Origin of the sequence: Lentzea cavernae (assembly GCF_014653695.1) — a bacterium.
In the GTDB taxonomy this organism is placed as follows: Bacteria; Actinomycetota; Actinomycetes; order Mycobacteriales; family Pseudonocardiaceae; genus Lentzea; species Lentzea cavernae.
Genome location: NZ_BNAR01000014.1, coordinates 79,595 through 103,826 on the forward strand (window position 1 = coordinate 79,595; position 24,232 = coordinate 103,826).

The window sequence follows — 24,232 nt, forward strand, 5'->3', positions numbered from 1 at the left end:
GGTCGAGGTCGAGCCCTCGGTGGACGAGATCGTTTCGGACGGCTCCCGCGTCTCAGGCGATCAGGCCGCCGCGGTAGGCCACCAGTGCGGCCTGCACGCGGTTGACCGCGCCGATCTTGCCGAGAACGGACGAGACGTACCCCTTCACCGTCGCCTCCGACAGGTGCAGGGTGCCGCCGATCTCCGCGTTGGACATGCCCTGCCCGATCAGCACGAGCACCTCGCGCTCGCGTTCGGACAGGCTCTGGAGGAGCCTGCGTGCCGGCTCCGCCATCCGTTCGCCGTCGGCCACCGCCGCGAGGACCCTCGCAGCGACGCCGGGGTCGAGCACCGCTCCACCGCGCGCAAGATCGCGCACGGCCTTGACGAGCTGCTCCGGTTCGGTGTCCTTAAGGAGGAAGCCGGCCGCGCCGAGGCGCAGTGCTTCCGAAACGTACTCGTCGACGTCGAACGTGGTCAGGATGCAGACCCGGGGTGGGTCAGGCAGGGTCCGCAGCCTCCGCAGGGCCACGAGTCCGTCCGAGGTGCGCATCCGGATGTCGAGCAGAACCACGTGCGGGCGGTGCTGGCGTGCCAGGTCGGCTACCAGGTGCCCGTCATCTGCCTCAGCAACAACTTCGATGTCTCCGACGCTGCTCAGGATCATGCGAAGGCCGGAACGGACGAGGTCCTCGTCGTCGGCCAGCAGAACCTTGATCACGACGCCTCCCGCATTGGCGTTCCGTGCTCCCTCATGTTCGTGATCTTCGCGTACATCTGCCGAAGGTCACGTTAATTCTCAGTTATCTCATCATGTGGTTACAGATTTTCGAGATCACCGGCAGCGTTCACAGTTACCGGAATTAACTCATGACTTCGCTGCGTAGGCATGCCACCAGGCGCTTGAGTGGATCGTAGGAACACTGAGTGACCGATGTCGGAAATCCCACTGAGTGGAATGTCGTACCAGAAACACGGATACGGCCTCGGTAATCCGATTCAGATGTCTTGATTCGGCTCGTTTCTGCCCATATGTCTTTCCAATGGGTTTCGGTATCGATACAGGCCCACCCGTGACGGTCCGGAAAACGCGAAGGTCTTTCGCAATAGCCGTACCGGAAAGTAACGTGCGTCACAACAGCCCTGCCCTGCACGGAGAGGAGCTTCGCGCGATGCGGAGAGCCAATCCGGTGACGACCCTGCTGGCGACCGCCGCCGTCACCGCCTCACTGCTCGTCGTCCCGTCCGCCCATGCCGAGGAACCGCCGCGCGCGGCGGCGTTCGCCGTCGACGACTACTGCCTCGGTCAGTGCGGCGACGTCCTGCCGCCCGGCAACAACGGCAACGCGACGCTGGCCGAGATCCTCACCCACAAGGCGTTCGGCACCAGGCCCGCGCACTCGGCCGACCAGCTCGGCAAGTACGACGCCCTGGTCTCCGGCTACGGCGGCCTGACGAACTCGCAGCTGACCGACTTCTTCAACAACGCGTCGTTCGGCGTGCCGTCGGACCAGGTCGAGAGCACCGTCAAGCCGCGGGCCGACGTGACGATCGTGCGCGACAAGAAGATCGGCATGCCGCACATCACCGGCACCACCCGGTCCGGCACGATGTTCGGCGCCGGTTTCGCGGCCGCGCAGGACCGCCTGTGGCTGATGGACATCTTCCGCCACCTCGGCCGCGGCCAGCTGACCGGCTTCGCCGGTGGCGCGCCGGGCAACCGCGTGCTGGAGCAGAGCTTCTACAACCAGATCCCCTACACCGAGGCCGACCTGCAGAAGCAGATCGAGTCGGCCGCGGCCGGCGGCGGTGAGCGCGGGCGTCAGGCGCTGGCCGACGTCAACGACTACACCGCGGGCATCAACGCCTACATCACCCAGTCGGTCTCCGCGCGGAACTTCCCCGGCGAGTACGTGCTGACCGGGCACGCCGACGCGATCACGAACTGGAACGACATCCAGCCGTTCAAGTCGACCGACATGGTGGCGATCGCCGCCGTGGTCGGTGGCCTGTTCGGCGCCGGCGGCGGCGGCGAGGTGCAGTCGGCCCTGGTGAAGCTGGCCGCGCAGAACAAGTACGGCGCCACCGCCGGTGAGCAGGTCTGGAAGGCGTTCCGAGCGCAGAACGACCCCGAGGCCGTCCTGACCCTCCACGACGGACAGTCCTTCCCGTACTCGGCCTCGCCCGCTTCTCCCCAGGGCGTCGCCCTCCCCGACTCCGGCAGCATCACGCCGGAGCGCATGGTCTACGACGAGGTGGGCGGCACCGGCACTTCCGTCGCCGTTCCGGCTCCATCGGACGTGGCGAAGGCCCGCGGGATCTTCGAGGACGGCGTGCTGCCTCCCGACCTGCTGAACAAGAAGCACGGCATGTCGAACGCCCTCGCGGTCTCCGGCGCGCACACCGATTCGGGCAACCCGATCGCCGTGTGGGGCCCGCAGACCGGTTACTTCGCACCCCAGTTGCTGCTCCTGCAGGAACTCAACGGCCCCGGCATCCGTTCGCGCGGCGTCTCGTTCGCGGGCGTTTCGATGTACGTGCAGCTCGGCCGTGGCATCGACTACTCGTGGAGCGCCACCTCGTCCGGTCAGGACATCGTCGACACGTACGCCGTCGAACTGTGCAACCCGGACGGTTCTCCCGCTACGAAGGCCTCGTCGTCGTACCTCTACCGCGGCGCCTGCCTGCCGATGGAACGACTGGAGCGCAAGAACGCCTGGAAGCCGACGGTGGCCGACGGCACGCCGGCCGGTTCGTACTCGTTGGTGATGTACCGGACCAAGTACGGCCTGGTGACGAGCCGCGCGACCGTCGGCGGCAAGGTCGTGGCGTACACGACGTTGCGTTCGACCTACATGCACGAGGTCGACTCGATCATCGGCTTCCAGGAGCTCAACGACCCGACCGCGATCCGTTCCGCCGCCGACTTCCAGCGGGCGGCCAACAAGATCGGATACGCGTTCAACTGGTTCTACGTGGACTCCCGCGACAGCGCGTACTTCAACTCGGGCCTGAACCCGGTCCGCCGGTCCACAGTGGATCCGAACCTGCCGACCTGGGCCAAGCCCGAGTACGAGTGGGTGAACTGGAACGGCGACGAGAACGTCGCCGACTACATGCCGTTCGCCGGCCACCCGAACTCGATCAACCAGGACTACTACATCTCCTGGAACAACAAGCAGGCCAAGGACTTCACGTTCGGCGGCTTCGGCCACAGCTCCGTGCACCGCGGCGACCTGCTCGACGTCCGGGTCCGCGCGCTGATCGCCTCCGGCCAGAAGGTCACCCGCGCCGCCCTGACCCGCGCGATGGCCGAAGCGGCCGTCGCCGACCTGCGCGCAGAACAGGTGCTGCCGGAGTTGCTGCGCGTGGTCGAGTCCTCACCGGTTGACGCTTCCCTGGCCCCGATCGTGCAGAAGCTGAAGGACTGGCAGCGCTCCGGCTCGTTGCGCAAGGAGACCGCCAAGGGCAGCAAGGCCTACGACCACGCCGAAGCCATCCGAATTCTGGATGCCTGGTGGCCGCTCCTCGTCGAGGCCCAGTTCAAGCCCTCGCTCGGCGACGGCCTGTACAACGCCCTCGTGAGCGCACAGCAGGTGGACGAGGCCCCGTCCGACACGCACGGTGCCGCACCGCACAAGGGTTCCTCGTTCCAGTACGGCTGGTGGGGCTACGTCGACAAAGACCTCCGCAAGGTCCTCGGCGACCCGGTCCAGGGCGCCTTCCCGCAGACGTACTGCGGCGGCGGCACCCTGACGGGCTGCCGAACCGCTCTCGTGGCCTCGCTGCAAGCGGCCGCCGCCAAGCCCGCGAACACCGTCTACCCAGGTGACGCCGACTGCGCGGCAGGCGACCAGTGGTGCGCCGACACGATCATCCACCGCGCCATGGGCGGCATCACCCAGGACAAGATCCACTGGCAGAACCGCCCGACCTACCAGCAGGTCGTGCAGTTCCCGTCCCGCAGGGGCCAGAACACCACCAACCTGGCGGCCGGCCGCACCGCCACAGCGTCCTCCCACGAAAAGGGCTGGAACACCCTCCCGCCGTCCCACGTCGTCGACGAAAACCCGACGTCCCGCTGGGCCAGCGACTGGAGCGACAACCAATGGATCCAGGTCGACCTTGGCTCTGTGCAACGAATCGGTCGCGCGGTGTTGCGCTGGGAATCAGCCTTCGGGAAGGGCTACCGCATCGAGATTTCCAATGACGGCACGAACTGGCGGAACGTTTTCTCCACAAGTGCTGGCGATGGCGGCGATGATGTCGTAGCGTTCACACCACAGGACGCGAGATACCTCCGGTTGACCGGCACGCAACGAGCCGGGCAGTACGGGTACTCCCTGTACGAGCTTGAGGTCTACAGCTTGTAGGCCTTCGAGATGAGGACGCCGATCCACCCCCAGGGGTCGGCGTCCTCTACTTTTTCAGGCCAGATGCCTCGCCAGCTCGTCTGCGGCACCTTCGTGGCCGTAGCCCTTCATCAGGCGCTGGATCTGGTCGAACACGTCCCACCGGTTCTGCGGCTCGAGGCCGGGCATGGCCTCGCCCAGCGCCTCTGCGAGTCGCAGAGCCCACGGTTGTGCCGTCTGCTCCGCACTCACAATTCTGATCAACTGCTTGAAGACCGCTTCTTTCTGAAGTGCGTCTTCGACGTTGTACCCACTGCGCCGCAACCACCAGAGCACCGCGTGGGGCAGGTCGGAAAGAACGTTCTCGCGCAGGTGGGCGATTTCCGCCAGTTCCGCGACACGTTCCCTTCTCTGCAGCAGGAGTGCCGCGCTGTACTCGGTGAGCTCGACGTGCACGTTCTCCGCCCCGACCCACACCGGACTGCCGACGGTGATCGGCTTCAGGTGACCGAGTTCGGCTGCCAGGACGTGCTGCATCATGTCGATGCTCACCCCTTCAGCACGTGCAAGAGGGGCAGCACGATCCCGGATGGCGACGGCGGCGATCGAGGCCGGAGCCGGATGCGAGCCCTGGCTGCCCTCCACCCACCAGACGACCGTCCACTCGGCACGCCACTCGACGCCGGGCTCCGCTCCCTGGAGCACACCCGCCCACTGTTCACGGTGGTAGATGCGCGGTGGCGGCAGTGGCTGAGGGCCGCGTTGCAGGTTCTGCCACCAGTTCATCGCCGCACCACCGGGTGCTGGGCGTCGATGCGGCCACGCAGTTCGTCGTGCACTTCGTCTCGTCCTTCCGGTTGTTCGCGTTTCCACCAGTCCACCGACATGCTCAGCAGGTTGAGCGCGCCGATGTCGTTGCCCGCGGCGTCCAGGACCAGGTTGAACGCAGACGCCCGCGCCTCGGGCCCCATGCCGGACGCGGCGGAGAACCAGTCCTTCAGGCCGTGAGCGACCCCCGAGTGGTTGGAACTGCGCAGAATCGCCCTCCACGCGGCGATGCCGGAGTCCTCACCCAGCCGGAAACCGTTGCCGGGCAAGGTCATCTCCCGCACGACGATCGCCGCGGCCGCCCACTGCTGCCCCACGCCCGTCCGCAGCCACTCCGTCATCCGCGCCAGGACGACGTCCGCCTTCCCGTGCTCTCCCGCCAGCGCGAGCAACGCGGCCTCGACCCGCCGCACCACGTCCGGCCGGAGGTGGCCGGTCAGGTGGCCGAGCCGGGTCAACGCCATCTGGGTGTGCTGTGCACCGAACGTCGCCGCACAGGCTTCGACGACCGCACGGGCCAGCGGTACCGGAAGTTCGGGGTTCTTGGCCCACGAGTACATCCGGCGACGCACCTGAACCGTGGTGTTCTCGTCCACCGCCGCCTCGTCGAGCAGTCCGGTGGCCAGCGCGAGGTTGCTGAAGACCCACTTCTCGACGGCTGCGAGCAGCGGCTTCGCGTCCCTGGTATCGGTGCAGAGGGCCAGCAGCCTGGCCGCGATCTCCCGGCGGGTCTGCAGTTCCAGGTGGGCCTGGTCGTCGAAGGCCACCTGGATGATCCAGTCGCTCATGTGTCCGCGCAGCTGCGGAAAGCCTCGCCAGACGTGGTTCAGCACCGACGTGTCGTAGTCCCGGCGGGTGAGCCAGGTGCGGTTCGAGGTGCTCGTCGCGTGGGCGACCTTCCTGAGCCTGCTGACGAATCCCCTCACTCGCGAGCACCTGGGTCGGCTCGTCGTCCTCGTGGGCTGTGAGGTCGAGCAGGATCTGTTCCGCACGATAGATCGACTCGTGCCGGCCGTTGTTCACCAAGGCCAACGCGAGCAGGACGCTGCGATCCCGCGCTTTTGCGTTGTCGAACTCCTTCGACAACGTCTTCGCGTACTTGTAGAACGCCTCGAACGCGTCCCTGATCGGATTCCCGCGAGGCGCGTCACGCCACGCCCGCAGGACCAGGTCGGCGAGATGCGCCACCTCGGCGGGGCGTGCCCCCTGGGCCAGGTCGAGCCACTCCGCGTCCTTCACCAGGACGTCGAGCTGGTCGCTCGGCAGGTCGTGGCGCAGGTGGGCGCGGAGCACCCGTTCGGGCTGTGGCGAGGCCAGGTGCCGGTGCAGGTGGCCGTACCTGCTGTGGAACTCCTCGTTCTCGTTGCCGGACAGGAGAACCACGACATGACCGTCCGGCACCTGTTCGCTGAGGAAACCGCCGAGCTGGGCCACGACGGGACGGGTGTCCTCCGCGGTGCGGAAGTCGATGAGCACGAGCGCGTCCTCAGCCACCCTGCGCAGCCTGAGTTCGGTGCCCTGCTCGACCTCGACGTGTTCGACGGTGCGCGCCTCGCGATGAACGTCGTGCAAAAGACACAACGCCACCGTGCGCGCACCGCTGGTCGCTGTGAGCGGCAGCAACTTGTTGACACGCAAAGACTCTGCGGCGGCGTCGAAGCCGTCAGGTGCGGCGAACCGCTCCCGTTGCCGGGCCAGGGTGGTCGGCAGGATCTGGTCACCGAACACCTGCCGCACGAGGCCGTCGCCGGCTCTGATGGTGATGAGATCGCGGCCCGCGACGGTGTTGTGGGTCCCGTCGACCTCGATCGAGGTGGTCACGGCCTGCCGCCCCTGATGTCGCGGCCGGCGACGGTGTTGCTGTCACCGCGCACGCTGATCCGGCTCGAGTGGTCGTGGCGGTCCTGACTCAGACTCCCGATGCTGCCGGCCTGCACGACACCACCCGAGACCGTGCCGGAGACGGTGTTCTGGACGCCGTGGAACCTCATCTCGTCCTTCTCCTCCGTTTCCCGGGCCTCCTGCTCCTCGGTGAAACCGCGGGACAGCAGATCTCCGGAGGGCTTGGGGACGTGGAGGTGCGCGTCGCCGCGGAACTGCTTCACCGACACCGAGGCACGCACGTAGTCGCTCGGCGCTTTCGTCGCATACCCGCCCAGCACAACGTCTTCGTGCACGCGGTCCGAGATGATCGCGGCGAGGAACGTGATGTCGGGGTCTGACAGTTCGAGCAGCCGACGCACCTCCGCGGCGTCAACGAGCCGATGCGCCGCCACCCTGCTGTCGCCGCACCCGTCGCCGAGGCGGGGCGAGTCCGACTCGTGCAGCGGCCCCACGGTGATCGCGGCCCGCAGCCGCAACCTGGACTTGCGGTCACCGGAGCGCAGGATTCGGTCGTAGTAGGCGAGTTCTCCCTGCAGCGCGTCGAGGAACGGCCCGATCAGCAGCGGCAGCGACTCGGGCCGGAACCCGACCGCGTACCCGTCACCCGTGCTGTCCGGGAAACGCCGCTCCTCCCACACGTCGGGGCGTCCCGCTCGTTCGAAGGCCCGCTCGAGCAGGTCAGGAATGATCTCGGTGAACTCGCGCTGTTGTGCGGCGGTGTGACCGCTGTAGTTCTCCATGTCCACGACGAGGACCGCGCGGTACGGCGGCAGTTCTTTCACCGGCTCAGTCATGCCGGTCACGGTGTCAGTGCGCCGTCAGCCGTGATGCGCACCGAATACCACCTGCGAAGTGACCCAGGTCACTCCGCGAGCCGGATCGGGTACGTCGAGTCCAGGAAGTCCTGCTCGCACAGTTGCACGAGCGCCTTGGCCACCGCGTTGCGCGACAGCCCCAGCGACTCGGCGAGCTTCGACTGCGACAACGGGATGGTCCGGGGCTCGGGATGATCGGCGTCGGCGAGGAGCGCGATCCGTTCGATCAACTCCCGCACCCGCGTTTCCGTGCCGCGGGAGGAAACGTCGGCGACGGTCTCCCGCAACTTCGCGACGACGTACTGGCTGAGCCGGTCGTCGACGCCGTGCCTCTGGAGCACCCGCTTGAACGCCGCCCGCGAGAGGCTGAACGCGACACAGGGCTCCATCGCGACGACCGTGGCCGACCGGGTGCCGCCGTCCTGCGCGGACATCTCCCCCAGCACGTCGCCGGAAGCACGCACGGCCACGAGCAACGTGGAACTCAGCACGCGGACGCGTCCCCGCTGCAACACCAGCAACGACGTGTCCGGCGCCCCTTCGAGGAGCAACGTCTCGTTCGCCTTGAAGTCGCGCCTGATCCCGGAGGCGCGCAACTCGTTCCACACCACGGCAGGCACCAACGCCCGGAACCCTCGCACGCCTCTTCTCTATCCAAACGAGAGGCGCACCGCAATCATCACGCGCGGAAGAGGTAGTTCCTGACCTCGCCCCCGATGTCGTTCGTCGGCACCCATTCCCCGCCGTGCCACGTGGTCATCCGGTAACCGCGCTCCGTGAGGAAGTCCGCGACGTCCTTCGCGTGGTACCCGAACCGCTCGACGTGCCGTTCCTCGATCTCCAGCAGGAACGCGGGCTTGAGCCGTTCGATGGTCTCCTTCGCCCCTTCCAGAACCTTGAGCTCGGCCCCCTCGACGTCCGCCTTGACGAAGTCGAGCTTGTTGATCCCCTGCTCCTCGACGAAGTGGTCGAGCGTGTCCGTTTTGACGAGCACGTCCAGGTGCTGGTCGAACTCCTCGTTGGACCCCAGCCCGTTGGCCCCCACGGTGAGGAACGACCGCCCCGTCACCGGACTCCCGTGCCGCACCGGCACGCTCATGACCTCACGCCCCTGCTTCTCGGCACCAAGAGCCACCGAGTGCCTCTTGATGTTGGCCCCTTCACGCGGCCGAAGCACGTACGAAAGCGCAGGGTGCGCGAACACCAGCGGCTCGATGCTGTGCACAGTCCCTTGTGGACCGACCAGTCTCGACAGGGTCACCGTGTAGAGCCCCAACGCGGCCCCGACGTCGATGCAGACGTCTCCCGGCTTGACGACCTTGCGGAGCCCGATGAGTTCCGCCTCGGCATAGGGCGTGAGCCGGGCGAGCGCCTGCAACCCGGCGACGACCGCGGCACTGCGAAGTTGGGTCAACACCCCGCTGAGCCTAGACGTGCCCGTTGTTGCGCGGTTCGCCCGCAGGCAACCCCACCTGGTCCGCGAACTCGGCAGCCACCCTCTCACCACCGTAAACGCTCAACGCCTTGACCAGGTGCAACCGCAGGTCCCTCCGATGCGCGTCCTCCAGCTCAGGCATGGCCCGCTCAACGCTGCTCACCAGCGACTCGGCCCAATGACTGGCCGGCTCCCGCTGCGCGATCTTCACCAGCTCACCGAGGTGATCAGCCAGCTTGACCGCCTCCTCCACCTGGTACCCGTTGCGCTGCAACCACCAGATGGTCGCCGTCCCGACGTCCGTCAACACCTCATCGCGCAGGTACCGGATCTCAGCCCGCTCCACATCCCTCTCGGCCAACTTGAACGTGGAGTTCCTCAGCAGCTCGATGTGCTTCTTGGCCATCTCGAGGTCGTCGTCGTCCACCGCGACCTTCACCTGCTCGGCCCGAGCCCACACGTGCGTCCCGGGCACCTGCCGCTCAACGGCCAGCTCGTCCCCCAACTGCACCTGCAGGGCGGCGTGGTGCACCAACATCGCCTTGCCGCTGATCTCCTTGGCCCGCTGCAGAACGTGGTGGATGGCAGCGTTGCGAGGCGAGTTGTGCCTGAGCCCGGTCGCCAGATCAAGGCGCCACACCACCGTCAGCCTGAGCTGGAAGTCCAGCCCGTACACCGCACTCGCCAGCGGCGTCGCGAACTCCTGCTGATGACTGCTCGCCGGCGGCACGAAGGTGATGTCGTCAGCTCTCTTGGGCATGCTCCTGCGCCACCAGGCCTTGAGGGAGCCAAGCGGGCCAGGACGGAAGTCGGGCCAGGGTCTGCTCACACGCCCTGCGTACCTGACGTTTGTACCCAGCAGAAGGTGGCCTGCCTCACTTCCCTCCAACGGCCGCAGGCCTGTTCGCTCGGTCTTCACCGTGCGTGAGCGGAGGCTCTGGGGCGCTAGGCGGGGGCGCTGGTCAACTCGGTGGCGGCACCCCGGTAGACTGCTGTCGCCAGCCCTAGTAGCTCAGGGGATAGAGCATCGGTTTCCTAAACCGTGTGTCGCAGGTTCGAATCCTGCCTGGGGCACCACCTTTCGCCGGGTGAAATCAGGGCCTGACATGCTGAAACGCTGTCGGGCCCTGATCTTTCCGGCCGGTCACCCGCCTGACCGGACGTGTTTTATGTACGGCTCGTAGGCCGAGAGGTCGCGGTGCGGCTCGTACCGGCTGAGGTAGTAGAAGTCAGCCACGATGTTGGCCTGCTGCTCGGTGTTGAAGTCGGCGAACGTCTTGCCGTGCAGGCCTTCTGGACCGCCGTAGTCGTAGAGGCTCTTGTTGAAGAACCCCGCGAGCGCCGTCGGGAGCAGGCTGAGAACGCTGCGGCCGTGTTGGTACTGGTAGGCGTGGGTCAGTTCGTGGACCAGCCAGCGCTCGTAGCGGGCCTGGTGTTGTGGCGTGGTCAGGACGCCCTTGGGGAACGTGACGAGGCGCGGCAGGGTGCGGGCCACGCCGAAGCTGCCCAGGAGGCCGCCTTCGGCGAGGCTCAGGGCGCTGATGTCGAGGGCGTCGCCGAACACCTCGCGGGCTATCGAGGCCTCGCGTGACTCCAGGTCTCGGCGGAACACAGGTCGGAACACCATGGCGGCTCCCCGTGACGGCATCGGAGTGCTGATTTTAGGAGCCGGGCGGTATCAGCTTGCAACGCCGAGCCGGTAGCGGATTTCCTTCAGGCCCGCCCCGCCGATGGTCTCGGTCTTCACGGGGCCGTCGGCGCGGAAGCCGAGCCGTTCGTAGAAGCGGCGCGCCCGCGGGTTCTCCTCGAACACCCACAGGGCCACGTCCTGCCGGCCTTCTAACGACGCGAGGGCCAACTCGAATCCCAGGCCACGCCCCGAAGCGGAGGGCAGCACGTAGATCGCGTACAGCTTGAAGGCGGCGTCCGGTTCGTCGGACGGGCCGACGGCGGCGAACCCCACCACGGTGCCGTCCAGTTCTGCCACCCACACGCCGCCGCGTGGGATGGCGCGTTTCCACATCGCCGTTCGGTCCGCCACGGACAGGTTGTCGAGCTCGGCGTCCGGTACGAGGCCGCGGTAAGCGGACTGCCAGGTCTGGACGTGCACGGCTGCGACGGCAGGGGCGTCGTCAAAAACGGCGAGACGGACTGTCATGGCGTCCCCCGATGGCATGATCGAAAGCATGAGGATCATCGTCGACGCGGACCCCGGCATCGATGATGCCCTTGCTTTGTACTACCTGCGTGCCCAGCCGGAAACCGAGATAGTCGCCATCGGAACGGTGCACGGCAACGTGCCGGTGCAGCTGGCGACCGCGAACGCCCTGAGGCTCATCGAACGGCTCAACATCGACGTACCCGTGGCCATGGGGGCCGCGAAACCGCTCGCGCAGCCCCTCATGACCGCGGAGAGCGTGCACGGCGAGGACGGCCTGGGCGGTTACGCGGGAGACGAGCCCACCACGTCCCCCACCGGCGAAAGCGCCGCCGAGCAGCTCGCGAACCTGGCCAGGAACAATCCCGGAGAGTTGAACCTGCTCGCGATCGGGCCGCTCACCAACGTCGCGCTGGCGCTGCAGATCGAGCCGCGGCTGCCTGAACTCCTGGACAAGGTCGTGGTCATGGGTGGTGCGCTGAACGTGCCGGGCAACATCACCTCCCACGCGGAGGCCAACTTCTGGCACGACCCGGAGGCGGCGGACCTGGTGCTCGCGGCCGGGTTCGAGGACCTCACGATCGTCGGTCTCGACGTGACCATGGCCAGCCACGCGCCCCAGGAGTGGCTCGACGGGCTGCCGCACGACTGCTACCCGAGGCGGATCCTCGGGTTCTACGCCGACTTCTACGGCAGCTTCCTGGGCAAGGCCGGCTTCGTCCCGCACGACCCGCTGGCGGCGGCGGTGCTGCTCGACCCCGGGCTTGCGACTTACCGCGAGGACCGGTTCGCGATCGAGCTCACCGGGCGGTACACCCGCGGCAAGATCGTTGCCGACCAACGGTTCCTCGCGCCGGGAAGCCCGTTCGGGCGTGACGTCGCCCCCGAACGCACGAAGGCCCGGTACGCCGTCACGGCCGACAACGCGAGGTTCCTCGACCAGCTGAGGCACGCTGTGACACAACCATGACGAACCACCGACGCGAACTGGACAAACGCCGGGGACCGTAGGAGGTATGAACGTCCACTTGAAACGATGGCTCGCGGTCTCGGGGGCCGCCGTGGTCATCGCGACGGGTGTCGTGGCCGGGGGTTCCTACTGGCGGCTCGAGAGCAATCTCAAGACCGTCGACCTCTCCAGGGAGATCACCCACCCCAGGCCTCCGTCGACGCCGGGCCGCCCCCTCAACATCCTCCTCATCGGCAAGGACGACGGCCGGTCCGACACCGCCATGGTCGTGCAGCTGAACGCTCAGGGCGACCGGGCGCGCGTGGTCAGCATCCCGCGCGACACGATGGTGCCGAGGCCGCGGTGCGGCGACAACCCGCCGGCCGCCATCGCGATGTTCAACAGCGCCTTCTCCACGGGTGGCGCGGCGTGCACGGTGGCGACGGTCGAGCAGCTCAGCGGCATCCGGATCGACCACTTCGTGCAGATCGACTTCAACGGCTTCCGCGACGTGATCGACCGGCTCGGCGGCATCGACATCACCCTTCCCGAGGCGATCGACGACGACAAGAGCGGGCTGCACGTGCCGGCGGGGCCGTCGAAGCTCGACGGAACGCAGGCGCTCGCATTCGTGCGGACCCGCTACAGCATCGGTGACGGAAGCGATCTGAACCGCATCAAGAACCAGCAGCTGTTCATGCGCGCGTTGAGTGAGAAACTGGCGAACGAGAACTGGCTCGCCAGTCCGGCGAAAACGCTCGAACTCGCCGACGTCCTCACGAAGTCCATCGTGACGGACAGCGAAATCGGCTCGATTCCGAAATTGGCGGATCTCGCGGGCAAGCTCACCGCGTTGAAGCCGGACGCCATCACCTACGTGACGCTGCCGACCGAGACCTACCTGCCCGACCCGAACCGGGTCCAGCCGAAGCAACCCGAGGCGGACGCGCTCTGGCAGGCGGCCTGAGCTAGCAGGCGGCGCCCTGCCACTCGCCGGGAAGCGGACCTGCCGGCCACGGCTGAGGAGACCCCAAGAACTCCTCAGCCGTGGACGTTCTGCCCCAGTCAGCCACTCTCACCCCGTCGGTCTCCCGGTCTCGTGAAGGACGTCGGGTCGAGGCTGTCAGACCACCTCGTTATGGTGGGCCTCTGACCACCTGTCCGGCGCGTGCGCCGCAGCTCAGACGGGCGGTCCGCGTTTTCCGGTCCGGACGGGGAGGAGGGGGCTTGGGACCCCGTGGCGTCTTCGCTGAACGCTTCGCGCTGCTCTACGCGGAGGCGGGCGACCCTCCGCTGAAGAGGGTCACGGAGTCGGTCGCGCGTGCCCGCCGGACGGACGAGCAGGGCAGGCCGCTGCGGGTGCCGGCCCAGCGCGTGAGCGACTGGCGGCGGGGGCGCAACGTGCCCGCCCGGTTCAGCGGCCTGAGCGCGGTGCTCGAGGTCCTCGTCGGCGAGGCCCGCAAGCGCAGGCCCCAGCCGGCGGTCGAGGGCCTGTACGAACTCGACGCGTGGCGCGCTCTCTGGGAAGAGGCGCTCGCGAGCCCCGTCACCGAACCCGCGACGCAGGTCCCGGACGACAGTTCCGTTTGCCCGTACATGGGTCTGAGCGCATTCAGGCCGCAGGACGCGAATTGGTTCTTCGGCCGCGAAAGGGCGACGAACGCACTTCTCGACAGGCTGCACGACAACGGCATCACAATGCTCGTCGGCGCGTCCGGCGCGGGCAAATCCAGTTTGATCAAAGCGGGCGTGCTGCCCCGGCTGGACAAGGAGGCCGTCGTCATCTCGCCCGGCTCCGACCCGCTCAAGGAGTTCGCGCTCCAGGTGCCGGAGCTGGCCCACACGCTGGAGGCGACCGACGCGGACGCGCTGGCCGACTTCGCCCACGAGGTGCAGGCCGCGGTCGGCGACCGGGTGGTGGTCGTCGACCAGTTCGAGGAGGCGTTCACCCTCGGCGGCGACGAGAACCGGCTGCGGATCCTCGTGCAGGCCCTGCACGCGGCGGCGGAGAAGACGGCGGTCGTGCTCGGCGTGCGGGCCGACTTCTACGCGCGCTGCCTCGACTTCCCCGAGCTCGCCGAGGCCCTGCAGTCCAGGCAGATGGTGCTCGGCGCGATGTCCGCGGCCGAGGTGCGCGACGCCGTGACGAACCCGGCCAGGGCCGCCGGGCTGCAGCTGGAGGCCGGTCTGGTCGACCTCATGCTGCGCGACCTCGGCACGCACAACCGCCGCGGCAAGGACGCCTACGACGCGGGCGCGCTCCCCCTGCTCAGCCACGCGCTGCTGGTCACGTGGCAGCGCAGGCAGGCGGGGCGGCTCACGATCGCCGGCTACCGGGCCGCGGGCGGCATCCAGGGCGCCGTGGCCACCACCGCCGAACGAGCCTGGTCCGACCTCGACGAACCGGCCAGGGCCGCCGCGCGGCAGCTGCTCCTGCGCCTGGTCAGGGTCGGCGACGACACGCAGGACACCCGCCGCCGCTCCACCCGCCACAGCCTGCTGGAGGCGAGCACGAACCTCCCCGCCACCGAACGCGCGCTCGAGGTCCTCACCCACGCCCGGCTGATCACGACGGACGCCGGCTCGGTCGAGATCACCCACGAGGCGTTGCTGCACGCCTGGCCCCGGTTGCGCAGCTGGATCGACGAGGACCGGGCGGGCAACCTCACCCGGCAGCGGCTCGAAGAGGACGCGGTGGCGTGGTCCGAGAACGCCCACGACTCGTCACTGCTCTACCGCGGCGCACGGCTGGAGGGCGCGCGGCAGCAGCGGGACGTCACCACGATCGCCAAGGAGTTCGTGCGGACGTCCGAGCGCCAGCACCGCAAGAGCGTCTGGCTGCGCAGGTCGGCGGTCGCGCTCGTGGCGGTGTTCGCGCTGATCGCGGCGGGTGCGGCGGTGATCGCCGTGAACCAGCGCAACGACGCGCAGTTCCGCCAGGTCGTGGCCGAGGCGGACAGGCTCGCCGACACCGACCCGTCGCTCGCGGCCCAGCTGCTGCTCGCCGCGCACCGGATGCGGCCGGACGACGCCGAGGTCGGCTCCCGGCTGCTCGCGAACCAGCAGACGCCGCTCGCCGTGCCGCTGCAGGGGCACACCGGCGCGGTCTACCTGACGTCGTTCACGAGAGACGGCACCGTCCTCGCGACGGCGAGCTACGACCGCACGGCCCGGCTGTGGGACGTGCGCGACCGCTCGAACCCGAAGCCGCTCGCGGTGATCACCGGCCACGACGACTGGCTCACCTCGGCGGTGTTCTCCCCCGACGACAGGACGCTCGCGACCACGGGCAACGACAAGACGATCCGGCTGTGGGACGTCACCGACAAGGCGAATCCCAAGCCGCTCAAGACGATCGAGACGGGCAACGGCACCAGCTACCTGCTGGAGTTCAGCCCCGACGGCAAGACCCTCGCCGCCGCGAACGAGGACAGGACCGCACGGCTGTGGGACGTCCGCGATCCCGCGGACCCGAAGCCGCTCGGCGAACCCCTGCGCGGCGCCGCGGCGGCGGTGCGCACGCTCGCCTTCTCCCCGGACGGCAGGACGCTCGCCACGTCCGGCGACGACCAGGTCATCCGGCTCTGGGACGTCGCCACGAGGACGGCGACGGGCACACCGATGTCCGGCCACACCAACGGCGTGCACTCGGTGACGTTCAGCCCGGACGGCACGCTCCTCGCCTCCGCCTCCGACGACACGACGGTGCGCCTGTGGGACCCGGCCACGCAGGCACCGGTCGGCGACCCGCTCGTCGGCCACACCGCCGGCGTCTGGTCGGTGAAGTTCAGCCCCGCCGGGCAGCTGCTCGCCTCCGGCGCGGCGGACGGCACCGCGCGGCTGTGGAACGTCACCGACCCGGTCAACGCGAACCAGGCAGGCAAACCGCTCGCGGCGCCCAGCGGTGGCGTGTTCGCGGTCGGCTTCACGCCGGACGGCCAGGCCCTCGCCACCGGCGCGGGCGAGAACTCGGTGCGGCTGTGGTCGTTGCCGCGGCACGTGGTGCGGGTCCCCACCGGGAACGCCGGGGTGACGTCGTTCAGCAAGAACGGCGAGCTGCTCGTGACCGCCGACGGCACCGGCGGCAAGGCCGGCAAGACCGCGCGGTTCTGGGACACCACCGACCCGTTCACGCCCAAGCCCCTCGGCTCGGTGAAGGTCAGCCAGGACAAGGGATCCGTCCGGGTGCAGCTCCGCCCGGACGGAAAGGTGCTCGGCACCCTCGCGGGCGAGAAGGCGCTGCAGCTGTGGGACACGAGCGATCCCGCGAACGTCGTGCCGTTCACGCCCCCGATCATGCTGCGCACGCGGTTCACCAACCAGCTCGTCTTCTCGCCCAACGGCCAGGTCATGGTGACCAGCAGCGACGACGAGTCGGTGCAGCTGTGGGACATCAGCGATCCCGCGAACCCGGCCGAGATGGGCGAGCCGCTGACGGGGCACGACGCCTACGTCAACGACACGGCGTTCAGCCCCGACGGCAAGACCCTGGTGACGGCGAGCAGCGACCGCACGTTCCGACTGTGGGACGTCGCGGACCCCCGGCAGCCGCGCCTGCTCGGCAAGCCGCTCGACGACCACCACGAGCCCGTGCAGCGCGCCCTCTTCACACCGGACGGCAGGACGCTGATCACCGCGGGCACCGACAGGGCGATCCGGCTGTGGGACGTGCGCGACCGGGAGGAGCCGGTGGCTCTCAGCGTGCTCACCGGCCACAACCAGCAGGTCTTCTCGGTCACCGTGACGGCCGACGGGAAGACGCTCGCGAGCGGCAGTTCGGACAAGACGTTCCGGTTGTGGGACATCGGCGATCCCGCCGCGGCGACCCCGCGCGGCCGGCCGATGGCGCTCGCCTCCGGCGCCGAGCCGAACGTCCAGTTCCGTCCGGACAGCCGGGCACTGGCGCTGTCGGGTGCGGGCGACGGCATGCTGCGCGTGTGGGACATCGACGTCGCCCACGAGGCCGACCGCATCTGCGCCACGACGCGAGGCGCCCTCACGGAGGAGCTGTGGCAGACCCGTCTGCCGCAGGTGGAGTTCCGCTCCCCTTGCTGAACCGCCTCACGGACAGCACGCCATCGATTACTGTCCGCTCCATGCGTCTTCTTGCTCGGGTCGGCAGCTTGCGCGCGGTCGTCGCGGTGACCGTCGGGTTCATCGCCCTCAACATGATTCTCGTGGTGCTCGGCAACGTCACGGACTACGGCACGAACGAGGCGTTCGTGCAGCACGTCCTGGCCATGGACACCACGTTCGGCGAAGGCCTGAAGTGGCGGGCGATCACGAGCCCCGCCGTCGTCACGATCGTCTACGTCGCGATCATCGTGTGGGAGGCGATCTCCGCGGTCCTGCTCACCGCGGGCACCATCGCGTACCTGCGCGACAAGGAGGACAGCGCCCGCAGGTTCGCGTCCGCCGGCCTTCTGATGGTCGTGGCGTTGTTCCTCGGCGGCTTCATCACCGTCGGTGGCGAGTGGTTCGCGATGTGGCAGTCGAAGGACTGGAACGGCATCTCCGCCGCCCTGCGCATGGTGACCATCGCGGGCTTCGCGCTGATCCTCGTGCACCTCAGCCCGCGGCGGGCCACTCCGTAGTCGGCTCCACGCAGAACACCGGCCCGACCCCGGCGTCGGCGCCGAGCGCGTTCCACCAGTCGCGCTGCTCAGCGTCCTCGATCGGGTCGACCACGACGAGCCCACCGGCCTCGTGCACGAACCCGACGAGGTCGTTGAGCACGTGCGACACCAGCTCGTCCGGCTTCTGGCACCGCCCCTTCACCCGCACGGCCGTCACCCCGAGCGAGCGCACGAGCTCGATCTCCGCGGTGGAACCCTTGAAGTCCCGCGCGCCGATGTGGATCCCCATGTCGGACAACAGGTCCAGGTTGTCGGCGGCCTCACTGTCCTCGGACGCGAGCACGTGCACCGGGAACCCGAGCAACAACCGCCCGGCCTGCAACCCGGTGTCCGCGAGCACGCGCCGCACGTCCCGCACCAGATCGGGACTGTTGGCCATGCTCTCGGTCAGGCAGACCGCGAGGATCTCGTCGTGCGAGCACGCCGACTCGGCGGCCGTCCGCAACATCCACTCACCGAGCGGCAGCATCAGCCCGGTGTGCTCGGCCATCGACACGCACTTCTCGTGCTGGATCACCCCGGCGTCCCGGTGCCGCCAGTTGAGCTCGGCCTCGACGCAGATCCGCGCCGACCCGTCGAGCTTCATGACGGGGTTGAACACGACCTCGATCTCGCCGCTCTCCCACGCCCCCGGCATCACGGCGGCGAGCGCGAACTCCTCCTGCTCCCGCTTGTCCTGCGTCGCGTCGTGCAGCCCCCACTGCCGCCGCCCGATGCGCTTGGCCCGCCGCAACGTCATGTCCGAGGCCCGTAAGACCTCGGCGGGATGATCACCGGGATGCAACCGCGGCAACACCCCGATCGACGCCGACACGGCAACCCCGTGCTCACCGAAGTACACGGGCTCGGCCAGTTCGTGCTCGATCGTCCGGATGGTCGTGTCGACGTCAGGCGTGTCGGCACCGTTCTCGACCAGCACGGCGAACTCGTCACCCTCGAGCCGGGCGACCATCGCCTTCTCCCCGGAGAACACCGAGCTCAACCGCTCGGCGACGAGCTTCAGCACCTTGTCCCCGACCTCGCGCCCGAGCCCGTCCGTGATCACCGCGAAGGCGTCGAGATCGAGGTGGTACAACGTCACACCGAACTCGATGTCGCTGTGCAGCAACGACTCCAGCCGCGTGGTGAGGTACTGCCGGTTCGGCAACCCCGTCAACGCGTCGTGCAACGACTGGTACTGCAACCGCCCACCGAGCAACGTGAGCTGGCTGTCGTCGTCGATCATCACGACATAACGCCGAGGCTCGTCCTCCGCGTCCTTCTGCACCGTGGCCGCCAGCAACACCCGAAAATGCTCACCATCGCGGTCGATGAGCCGAGGCCGCTCCTCCACCCGCCGCATCCGCCCGTACCGCAAACTCATCAACGCGTCGTTGACGAGCGGCAAATCAGCAGGCGCGATCAAATCGGTCAACGTCATCCCGGCAACGTCTTCACGACGAAGGATCGTGCACAACGCCTCGTTGGCCCGCTCCAGCTCCCCGTCCAGGCCGACCATCGCAATTCCAGTGGACGAGTGCGCGAAAATGTCCTCGAACCGCTCCTCGCTGGCCTGCAAATCCAGCTGCACAGCCCTATTGGCCCGCAACAGGGCCTGACTCACACTCTCCTGCTGCTCCAGCACGAACGCCTGAATCGCAGCGGTATAAGCAGCGGACACAGCCCCGATGACCAGCGCGGCAGTCCGAGCGTCCGCCCCTTCCTGCACGACGAACCGAGCAAGAACGTCAACGGACTCAGGCAAACTCTCGGCCCCGACGCAGTGCATCTCCACCAGCCGACCACCCACCCAGGACGCCACACCGGGCTCGTCAACCAGCGCCTCAGCCACCACGTTCAGCAGCTCGCGCAACTCATCAGTCAACTTCACCGCAGAAAGAGGTATGTAAGCGGTACGACTGATCCTGACCGCCCACTCGCGCGCCAGCTCGTCACGTCCCAGAGGGCGTGACGGTCTCGCGTCGTCCTGGCTGGGCAATCCAATCCACCTGACCTGCTAGGCGAGCAACGGTCCGGAAGCCTACCGCCAGCAATCCGCACAGTCCCATTGCGCGCGCCCGTTCCCCCCAACGGGGGTATAGCGATCCCTGAGCGTTACAGCCTTTACTCGCTCAATCGGACCAATTTTCTCACGAACCGGCCCAACCCTCGACCCACCATCGGGCCACAGGCGGCCAACGGCCCCTTGGCAACGGTGAACGGCACACGACGCAAGGCGAGGCGAGCCACCCTCACACGCGACGCCGCAGGCGAGCCGTCCTTCCCACGCGACGCCGCAGGCGAGCCGTCCTTGCCCTTAGCCGGAGGCCTGGGCGGTGGGGTCCCATCACGAGTCGCACCACAGCTCTTGCTGCATGCAGGTAGGGGTGTCAAGCGGACACGCTCTTCGTCCGCTTGACACCCCTACCTGCATGTGGCCCGCTCTTGGTGTGACTTGTGATGGGACCCCACCGCCAACGCAACACACAACGCAACAGGCAGCCGCCCAACACAAACAGGCGTGCCATCAGCCTACGAGCGGCGCAGGCCCCCATCTCAGATTGCCGGGGTCTGGGGCAGAGCCCCAGGGGAAGCACGCAGCAGCAACCCGCCAACGCAAGCCGGGAACGCTACGACACGAACGCGTCAGCTACCAGCACCCAAAATATGCCTCAACTGCCCCAACAAATCCGACCGAGAAGTCGACCCCAACCTCTGCCGCATCCGAGCCATGTGGTGCTCAACAGTCTTGGCAGAGATGAACAACCGATCCCCAACCTGCCGATACGTCATCCCCTCCACCACCAACTGAGCCACCTCCCGCTCCCGATCACTCAACTTCCCGGCATCCTCCACCACCGGAACAACATCCTCAGCCACCCTCCGAGCAGAAACCGGCCGCCCCTGCAACAACCGAGCACAATCCAGCAACCGAACCATCGCCTGCCGATCAGAAGTCCGAATCGCAGCCTGCCCAGCCAACCGAGATGCGTCCCACCACAACCCAACAGCGTGGAGACCGCGAGCAGCCTCCTCAACCCGATCAGCGTCAACCTTCCCAGCGACAACGTCCAACCAGCACTCAGCCGCCGACGACAAGATCAAGCAGTACCGACTGGCCCCACCACACGAAGCCAACGCAGCAGCATGCTCCTCAGCCGCACCAGCGTTCTCATCGATGATCGCCGCGTGCAACAACCCCCAGTGCAGCTGAGCAGCCCACAACGGCGGATTCCCCAGCGACCGCAACAAAGCAGAAGCCTGGGCAAGATGCGGAGCCAACCGCTCCTGATCGCGCAACCGAGCCGCAGCAGCAGCGAACTCCCCCAACGGCAACAGGCTGAACAGGTCGACCGGGTGCCGGAGCACAGCCTCACAGGCCTGCTCCCACGTCCGCCGCAACGTCGCCAGATCAGAGTTCCGCCGAGCCACCCCGACCTCGAGCGCCACGGCGAAAATCCAGTCACGAGGCTCAAAAGCGCCCCGAACGGACATCAGTGTCTCGCGCGCGACAGCCAGGTTCCCGCGCAACATGTGCAACCAGGCCTGCAACAACCGATGCCGCACGGACATCAGCACCCCACCAGTACCGGTCTCCACAGCCCGGTCCAGCACGGACTCCGCCACGTTGGGCTCACCGCAGTGCACCGCAACGAGAGCGGCCAATGCAGCCGGACTGTCCGGCAACAACACGGCCCCACCAGCAGGTTCGAGCATCGACGAAGCGCGGACCAAAGTGGACAGTGCGGCGGTCTCCGCCCCGGCAACCGACTGCCGAACCCCCTGCAGCATCAACGACGCCGCGCCACCGAGCATCGTCGGGGGCTGCGGGGGCGTCTCCTCGAACAGGTGTCCGGTCCCGATCAGCCCGATCCCGGCGAAGGCGGCGGCGTAGGGAGTGGCAGCCCACCGGAACAACTCGGTGCTGCGAGCCAGCTGCCCCCGGTGCGCCAAGGCCACGGCCGCCACCTCGGCAGCGGTCCGCCGATGCGGCGAGTCCGAAGCGCTGATGACCTGGTCCGCGAGGCGCAACGCCCCGTCGAGGTCCCCGGCCATGGCAGAAGCCGTCGCCCAGGAGGCAGCGGTCTCGGCGGACGGTGTCCCACCCCCGGTGGAAGCCTTGAACAACCGGGCCGCCAGAGCGGGATCCGAGGACAACGCCTCCCGGGCGGCCGCGAGGAACACGGGTCCACCGATGCCGGCGTCCAGCAGGGGCTGGACGAGGTCCAGCACTGGCCCACCGCGTTCGAGCTGCAGCTGAGCCAGCTTCTGCCGCACGGCGATGCGGCGCTCGGCGCGCGTCAGCGACCCGACGGCGCGAAGGGCCAGGGGCACCAGGGTGCCGTCCTCGGCGAGCATGCCGGTCGCCCGCGCGGCCTCGATGATGTCGCTGACCTCGTCGAAGTCCTTGCCCAGCAACGCGGAGAGCAGGTCCAGCCGCTGGGCGGCGCCGGCTTCGGCGGCCAGCAGGAACTTCTGCAGGTCCGGGTCCAGCCAGTCGAGCTCGGCGCGGAACGCGGTGAGGACGTCGGCGGAGACCTCGGAGGCGGCACCGAGGCGCTCCACGAACCGTGGCACGCCACCGGTCTGCGCGAACACGAAGTCCGCGACGGGTTTCCCAACGTTCAACATGTCGCGAACCTGGTCGCGGGTCAGCGGCGCCAACGGCACGACGACGGCGCCGCGGGTCAGTTCGGCCAGCGCCGCGCGGCGTGGCCAGGGGCGGTGGGCAAGCACCAGCAGCGGTTCCGGGGCAAGTGCGCGCAGAGCGGCATCGTCCAGCAGGTGCGCGTCGTCCACGACGCGCACGGCGGTGTTGGTGATCTCCGAAAGCAGCGCTGTCTTGCCGTAACCACCAGGCGCCGCAACGACGACGCGCAGGCGGGTGCCGGCGTCAGCGTCGTTGATCCGGTCGAGAACGCCTCGCACGGGGGCGTCCAGCACCAACCTGTCTCGCGTGGTCACGCTCAACGGCCGTCCTCATCATCGTCTCGGGATCGGGAGCTGGAACCGGAGCGCCGTCCGGCGGGCTTCAGCACGCTCGTGACGCGCTTCACCCGCCTCGGCGGCAGTTCCAGCGGGGACACGTCCACCGGCGGGCGGGGCGGTGGCGCGGAGAACTCGTCGTCGTCGGGCCGCGGGGCCTCGCCGACGGGGAAGCGCAACGACGCTTCACGGGTGTGCACCAGGACCGACGTCTCGAACGGTTCCGGCTCGGCGTCGGGACCCACCAGCACCAGCCGCGCGGCGACCGCGAGGCCCTTGGCGACCGAGTGCTCGGGGGCGGCCTCGGCCAGGACGCGGCAGTCGACCGAGGACGACAGCGCGTCGCCGATCACGGTCATCCGGCAGCCGCCGCCGACGAGCAGCACCGCGTCGGGCTGCGCCGGTCCCAGGGCGCGGGTGAAGGTGCCGACCAGGTGGTCGACGGACGGCCTGATCTCCTCGACGAACTCGTCGCGGGCGATCTCGACGCCGCTGACCACCACGGACTGGCCCATCGGGCCGAACGCCCGCTTCGCCGCCTCGCACTCGGCGGCCGACACGTGGCCGTCCTTGCCGAGCCGCCCGCGCACCAGGCCCAGCAGCAGGTCGTCGAAGTCGGCGCCGGTGTGGTGGTCGACGCCTTCGACGTGGTTGACCAGTTCGAACGTCCGGTTCGGCGCCCGCCGGACGACCGACGCGGAGAACGCGTGGCTGCCCAGCGAGAACACCGCCAACGTCGCGTCGGGCACCACTCGTGCACGCACGGCGTGGTTCTCGGCGGCCGCCAACGGCTCTGGCACGAGCGTCACGTCGTGCAGACCGACGGCCCGCATCGCCGCGTGGAGCTGTCCACGGCGATAGGGGCCCCACCCAGCCGGGTGGCTCACCGCCAGGTGACGGGGCTGTTCACCCTCCCGGGCGACCACCTCGCCGACGACCCACATGATCAGCAACGCGGTGAGCTCCTCGGCCGGGCACATCTCCGGGCCCAGCGAGAACGGCACCGCGTCGCCGACCCGCCGGGCGAAGCCGGAGGCCGACCAGCCGGGCACACCGCGCTCGCCGACCGAGAACGTCCCGGCGTCCGTGAGCTGCAGCAACGACGGCACGACCAGGGCGATCTCGGCATCCCGGGCACCGTCGAGGCGGCACACGGCAGCCGTCGTCCGGGTGGTCCCGACATCAACTCCGAGTACGTACGCCAAGTCTTTACCTCACCTGTTCGCAGCAG

The 24,232-nt window shown here is 68.4% G+C and carries 18 protein-coding genes and 1 tRNA gene; 7 read left to right on the forward strand and 12 right to left on the reverse strand.

Annotated features, from left to right (window positions below):
• Positions 1 to 52: 52 nt before the first annotated feature.
• Positions 53 to 700, reverse strand: coding sequence for a response regulator (locus tag IE307_RS34835; RefSeq protein WP_030481367.1), 648 nt, complete (start codon positions 698 to 700; stop codon positions 53 to 55).
• Between the two features lie 451 nt (positions 701 to 1,151).
• On the opposite strand from IE307_RS34835, the gene IE307_RS34840 reads away from it, so the two are divergent.
• The gene (locus tag IE307_RS34840) at positions 1,152 to 4,352 is read left to right on the forward strand and encodes a penicillin acylase family protein (protein WP_191303670.1); all 3,201 of its coding nucleotides are present in this window, start codon (positions 1,152 to 1,154) and stop codon (positions 4,350 to 4,352) included.
• A gap of 54 nt (positions 4,353 to 4,406) precedes the next feature.
• Here the strand turns inward: IE307_RS34840 and IE307_RS34845 are convergent, their stop codons facing one another.
• Positions 4,407 to 5,117, reverse strand: coding sequence for a hypothetical protein (locus IE307_RS34845; RefSeq protein WP_191303671.1), 711 nt, complete (start codon positions 5,115 to 5,117; stop codon positions 4,407 to 4,409).
• A complete protein-coding gene (locus IE307_RS34850) occupies positions 5,114 to 6,085 on the reverse strand; it encodes a hypothetical protein (protein ID WP_191303672.1) in 972 nt (323 codons plus the stop codon). Before IE307_RS34850 ends, IE307_RS34845 begins: the two co-directional genes overlap by 4 nt.
• 460 nt (positions 6,086 to 6,545) lie before the next feature.
• On the opposite strand from IE307_RS34850, the gene IE307_RS47065 reads away from it, so the two are divergent.
• A complete protein-coding gene (locus tag IE307_RS47065; RefSeq protein ID WP_229905379.1) occupies positions 6,546 to 7,067 on the forward strand; it encodes a hypothetical protein in 522 nt (173 codons plus the stop codon).
• Here the strand turns inward: IE307_RS47065 and IE307_RS34860 are convergent.
• From IE307_RS34860 to IE307_RS34875, 4 genes are all read right to left on the reverse strand, one after another.
• On the reverse strand, positions 6,977 to 7,837 hold the full coding sequence (locus tag IE307_RS34860) for a hypothetical protein (RefSeq protein ID WP_191303674.1): 861 nt from the start codon (positions 7,835 to 7,837) through the stop codon (positions 6,977 to 6,979). The two genes, IE307_RS47065 and IE307_RS34860, sit on opposite strands and share 91 nt — an antisense overlap.
• 68 nt (positions 7,838 to 7,905) lie before the next feature.
• A complete protein-coding gene (locus tag IE307_RS34865) occupies positions 7,906 to 8,499 on the reverse strand; it encodes a Crp/Fnr family transcriptional regulator (RefSeq protein WP_191303675.1) in 594 nt (197 codons plus the stop codon).
• A 38-nt stretch (positions 8,500 to 8,537) separates the two neighbouring features.
• A complete protein-coding gene (locus IE307_RS34870; protein WP_191303676.1) occupies positions 8,538 to 9,275 on the reverse strand; it encodes an FkbM family methyltransferase in 738 nt (245 codons plus the stop codon).
• Positions 9,276 to 9,285: 10 nt separating this feature from the next.
• On the reverse strand, positions 9,286 to 10,053 hold the full coding sequence (locus IE307_RS34875) for a hypothetical protein (RefSeq protein ID WP_229905380.1): 768 nt from the start codon (positions 10,051 to 10,053) through the stop codon (positions 9,286 to 9,288).
• 241 nt (positions 10,054 to 10,294) lie between these two features.
• Between IE307_RS34875 and IE307_RS34880 the strand changes: the two genes are divergently transcribed.
• Positions 10,295 to 10,370, forward strand: a tRNA-Arg gene (locus tag IE307_RS34880).
• A gap of 67 nt (positions 10,371 to 10,437) precedes the next feature.
• On the opposite strand, the gene IE307_RS34885 is transcribed toward IE307_RS34880, so the two are convergent.
• Together IE307_RS34885 and IE307_RS34890 are read right to left on the reverse strand one after the other, a co-directional pair.
• Positions 10,438 to 10,920, reverse strand: a complete 483-nt coding sequence (locus IE307_RS34885; RefSeq protein WP_191303677.1) for a hypothetical protein — start codon at positions 10,918 to 10,920, stop codon at positions 10,438 to 10,440.
• A gap of 51 nt (positions 10,921 to 10,971) precedes the next feature.
• A complete protein-coding gene (locus IE307_RS34890; protein ID WP_191303678.1) occupies positions 10,972 to 11,451 on the reverse strand; it encodes a GNAT family N-acetyltransferase in 480 nt (159 codons plus the stop codon).
• A 28-nt stretch (positions 11,452 to 11,479) separates the two neighbouring features.
• Here IE307_RS34890 and IE307_RS34895 point away from each other — a divergent pair, with 28 nt between their 5' ends.
• The 4 genes from IE307_RS34895 to IE307_RS34910 all read left to right on the forward strand — a co-directional run bounded on the left by IE307_RS34895 (position 11,480) and on the right by IE307_RS34910 (position 17,994).
• On the forward strand, positions 11,480 to 12,421 hold the full coding sequence (locus tag IE307_RS34895) for a nucleoside hydrolase (protein WP_229905381.1): 942 nt from the start codon (positions 11,480 to 11,482) through the stop codon (positions 12,419 to 12,421).
• 46 nt (positions 12,422 to 12,467) lie between these two features.
• Positions 12,468 to 13,367: an LCP family protein gene (locus tag IE307_RS34900; protein WP_191303680.1), complete on the forward strand. Its 900-nt coding sequence runs from the start codon at positions 12,468 to 12,470 to the stop codon at positions 13,365 to 13,367.
• A 260-nt stretch (positions 13,368 to 13,627) separates the two neighbouring features.
• Positions 13,628 to 17,455: an nSTAND1 domain-containing NTPase gene (locus IE307_RS34905; RefSeq protein WP_191303681.1), complete on the forward strand. Its 3,828-nt coding sequence runs from the start codon at positions 13,628 to 13,630 to the stop codon at positions 17,453 to 17,455.
• Between the two features lie 41 nt (positions 17,456 to 17,496).
• Positions 17,497 to 17,994, forward strand: coding sequence for a DUF2165 domain-containing protein (locus IE307_RS34910; RefSeq protein WP_191303682.1), 498 nt, complete (start codon positions 17,497 to 17,499; stop codon positions 17,992 to 17,994).
• On the opposite strand, the gene IE307_RS34915 is transcribed toward IE307_RS34910, so the two are convergent.
• The 3 genes from IE307_RS34915 to IE307_RS34925 form a co-directional block, all read right to left on the reverse strand.
• Complete coding sequence (locus IE307_RS34915) at positions 17,969 to 19,606, reverse strand: bifunctional diguanylate cyclase/phosphodiesterase (protein ID WP_191303683.1); 1,638 nt, start codon at positions 19,604 to 19,606, stop codon at positions 17,969 to 17,971. The genes IE307_RS34910 and IE307_RS34915 overlap by 26 nt on opposite strands.
• Positions 19,607 to 20,661: 1,055 nt before the next feature.
• Positions 20,662 to 22,980: a helix-turn-helix transcriptional regulator gene (locus tag IE307_RS34920; RefSeq protein ID WP_191303684.1), complete on the reverse strand. Its 2,319-nt coding sequence runs from the start codon at positions 22,978 to 22,980 to the stop codon at positions 20,662 to 20,664.
• Positions 22,981 to 22,982: 2 nt separating this feature from the next.
• Positions 22,983 to 24,206: an Hsp70 family protein gene (locus IE307_RS34925; protein WP_191303685.1), complete on the reverse strand. Its 1,224-nt coding sequence runs from the start codon at positions 24,204 to 24,206 to the stop codon at positions 22,983 to 22,985.
• Positions 24,207 to 24,232: the final 26 nt, after the last annotated feature.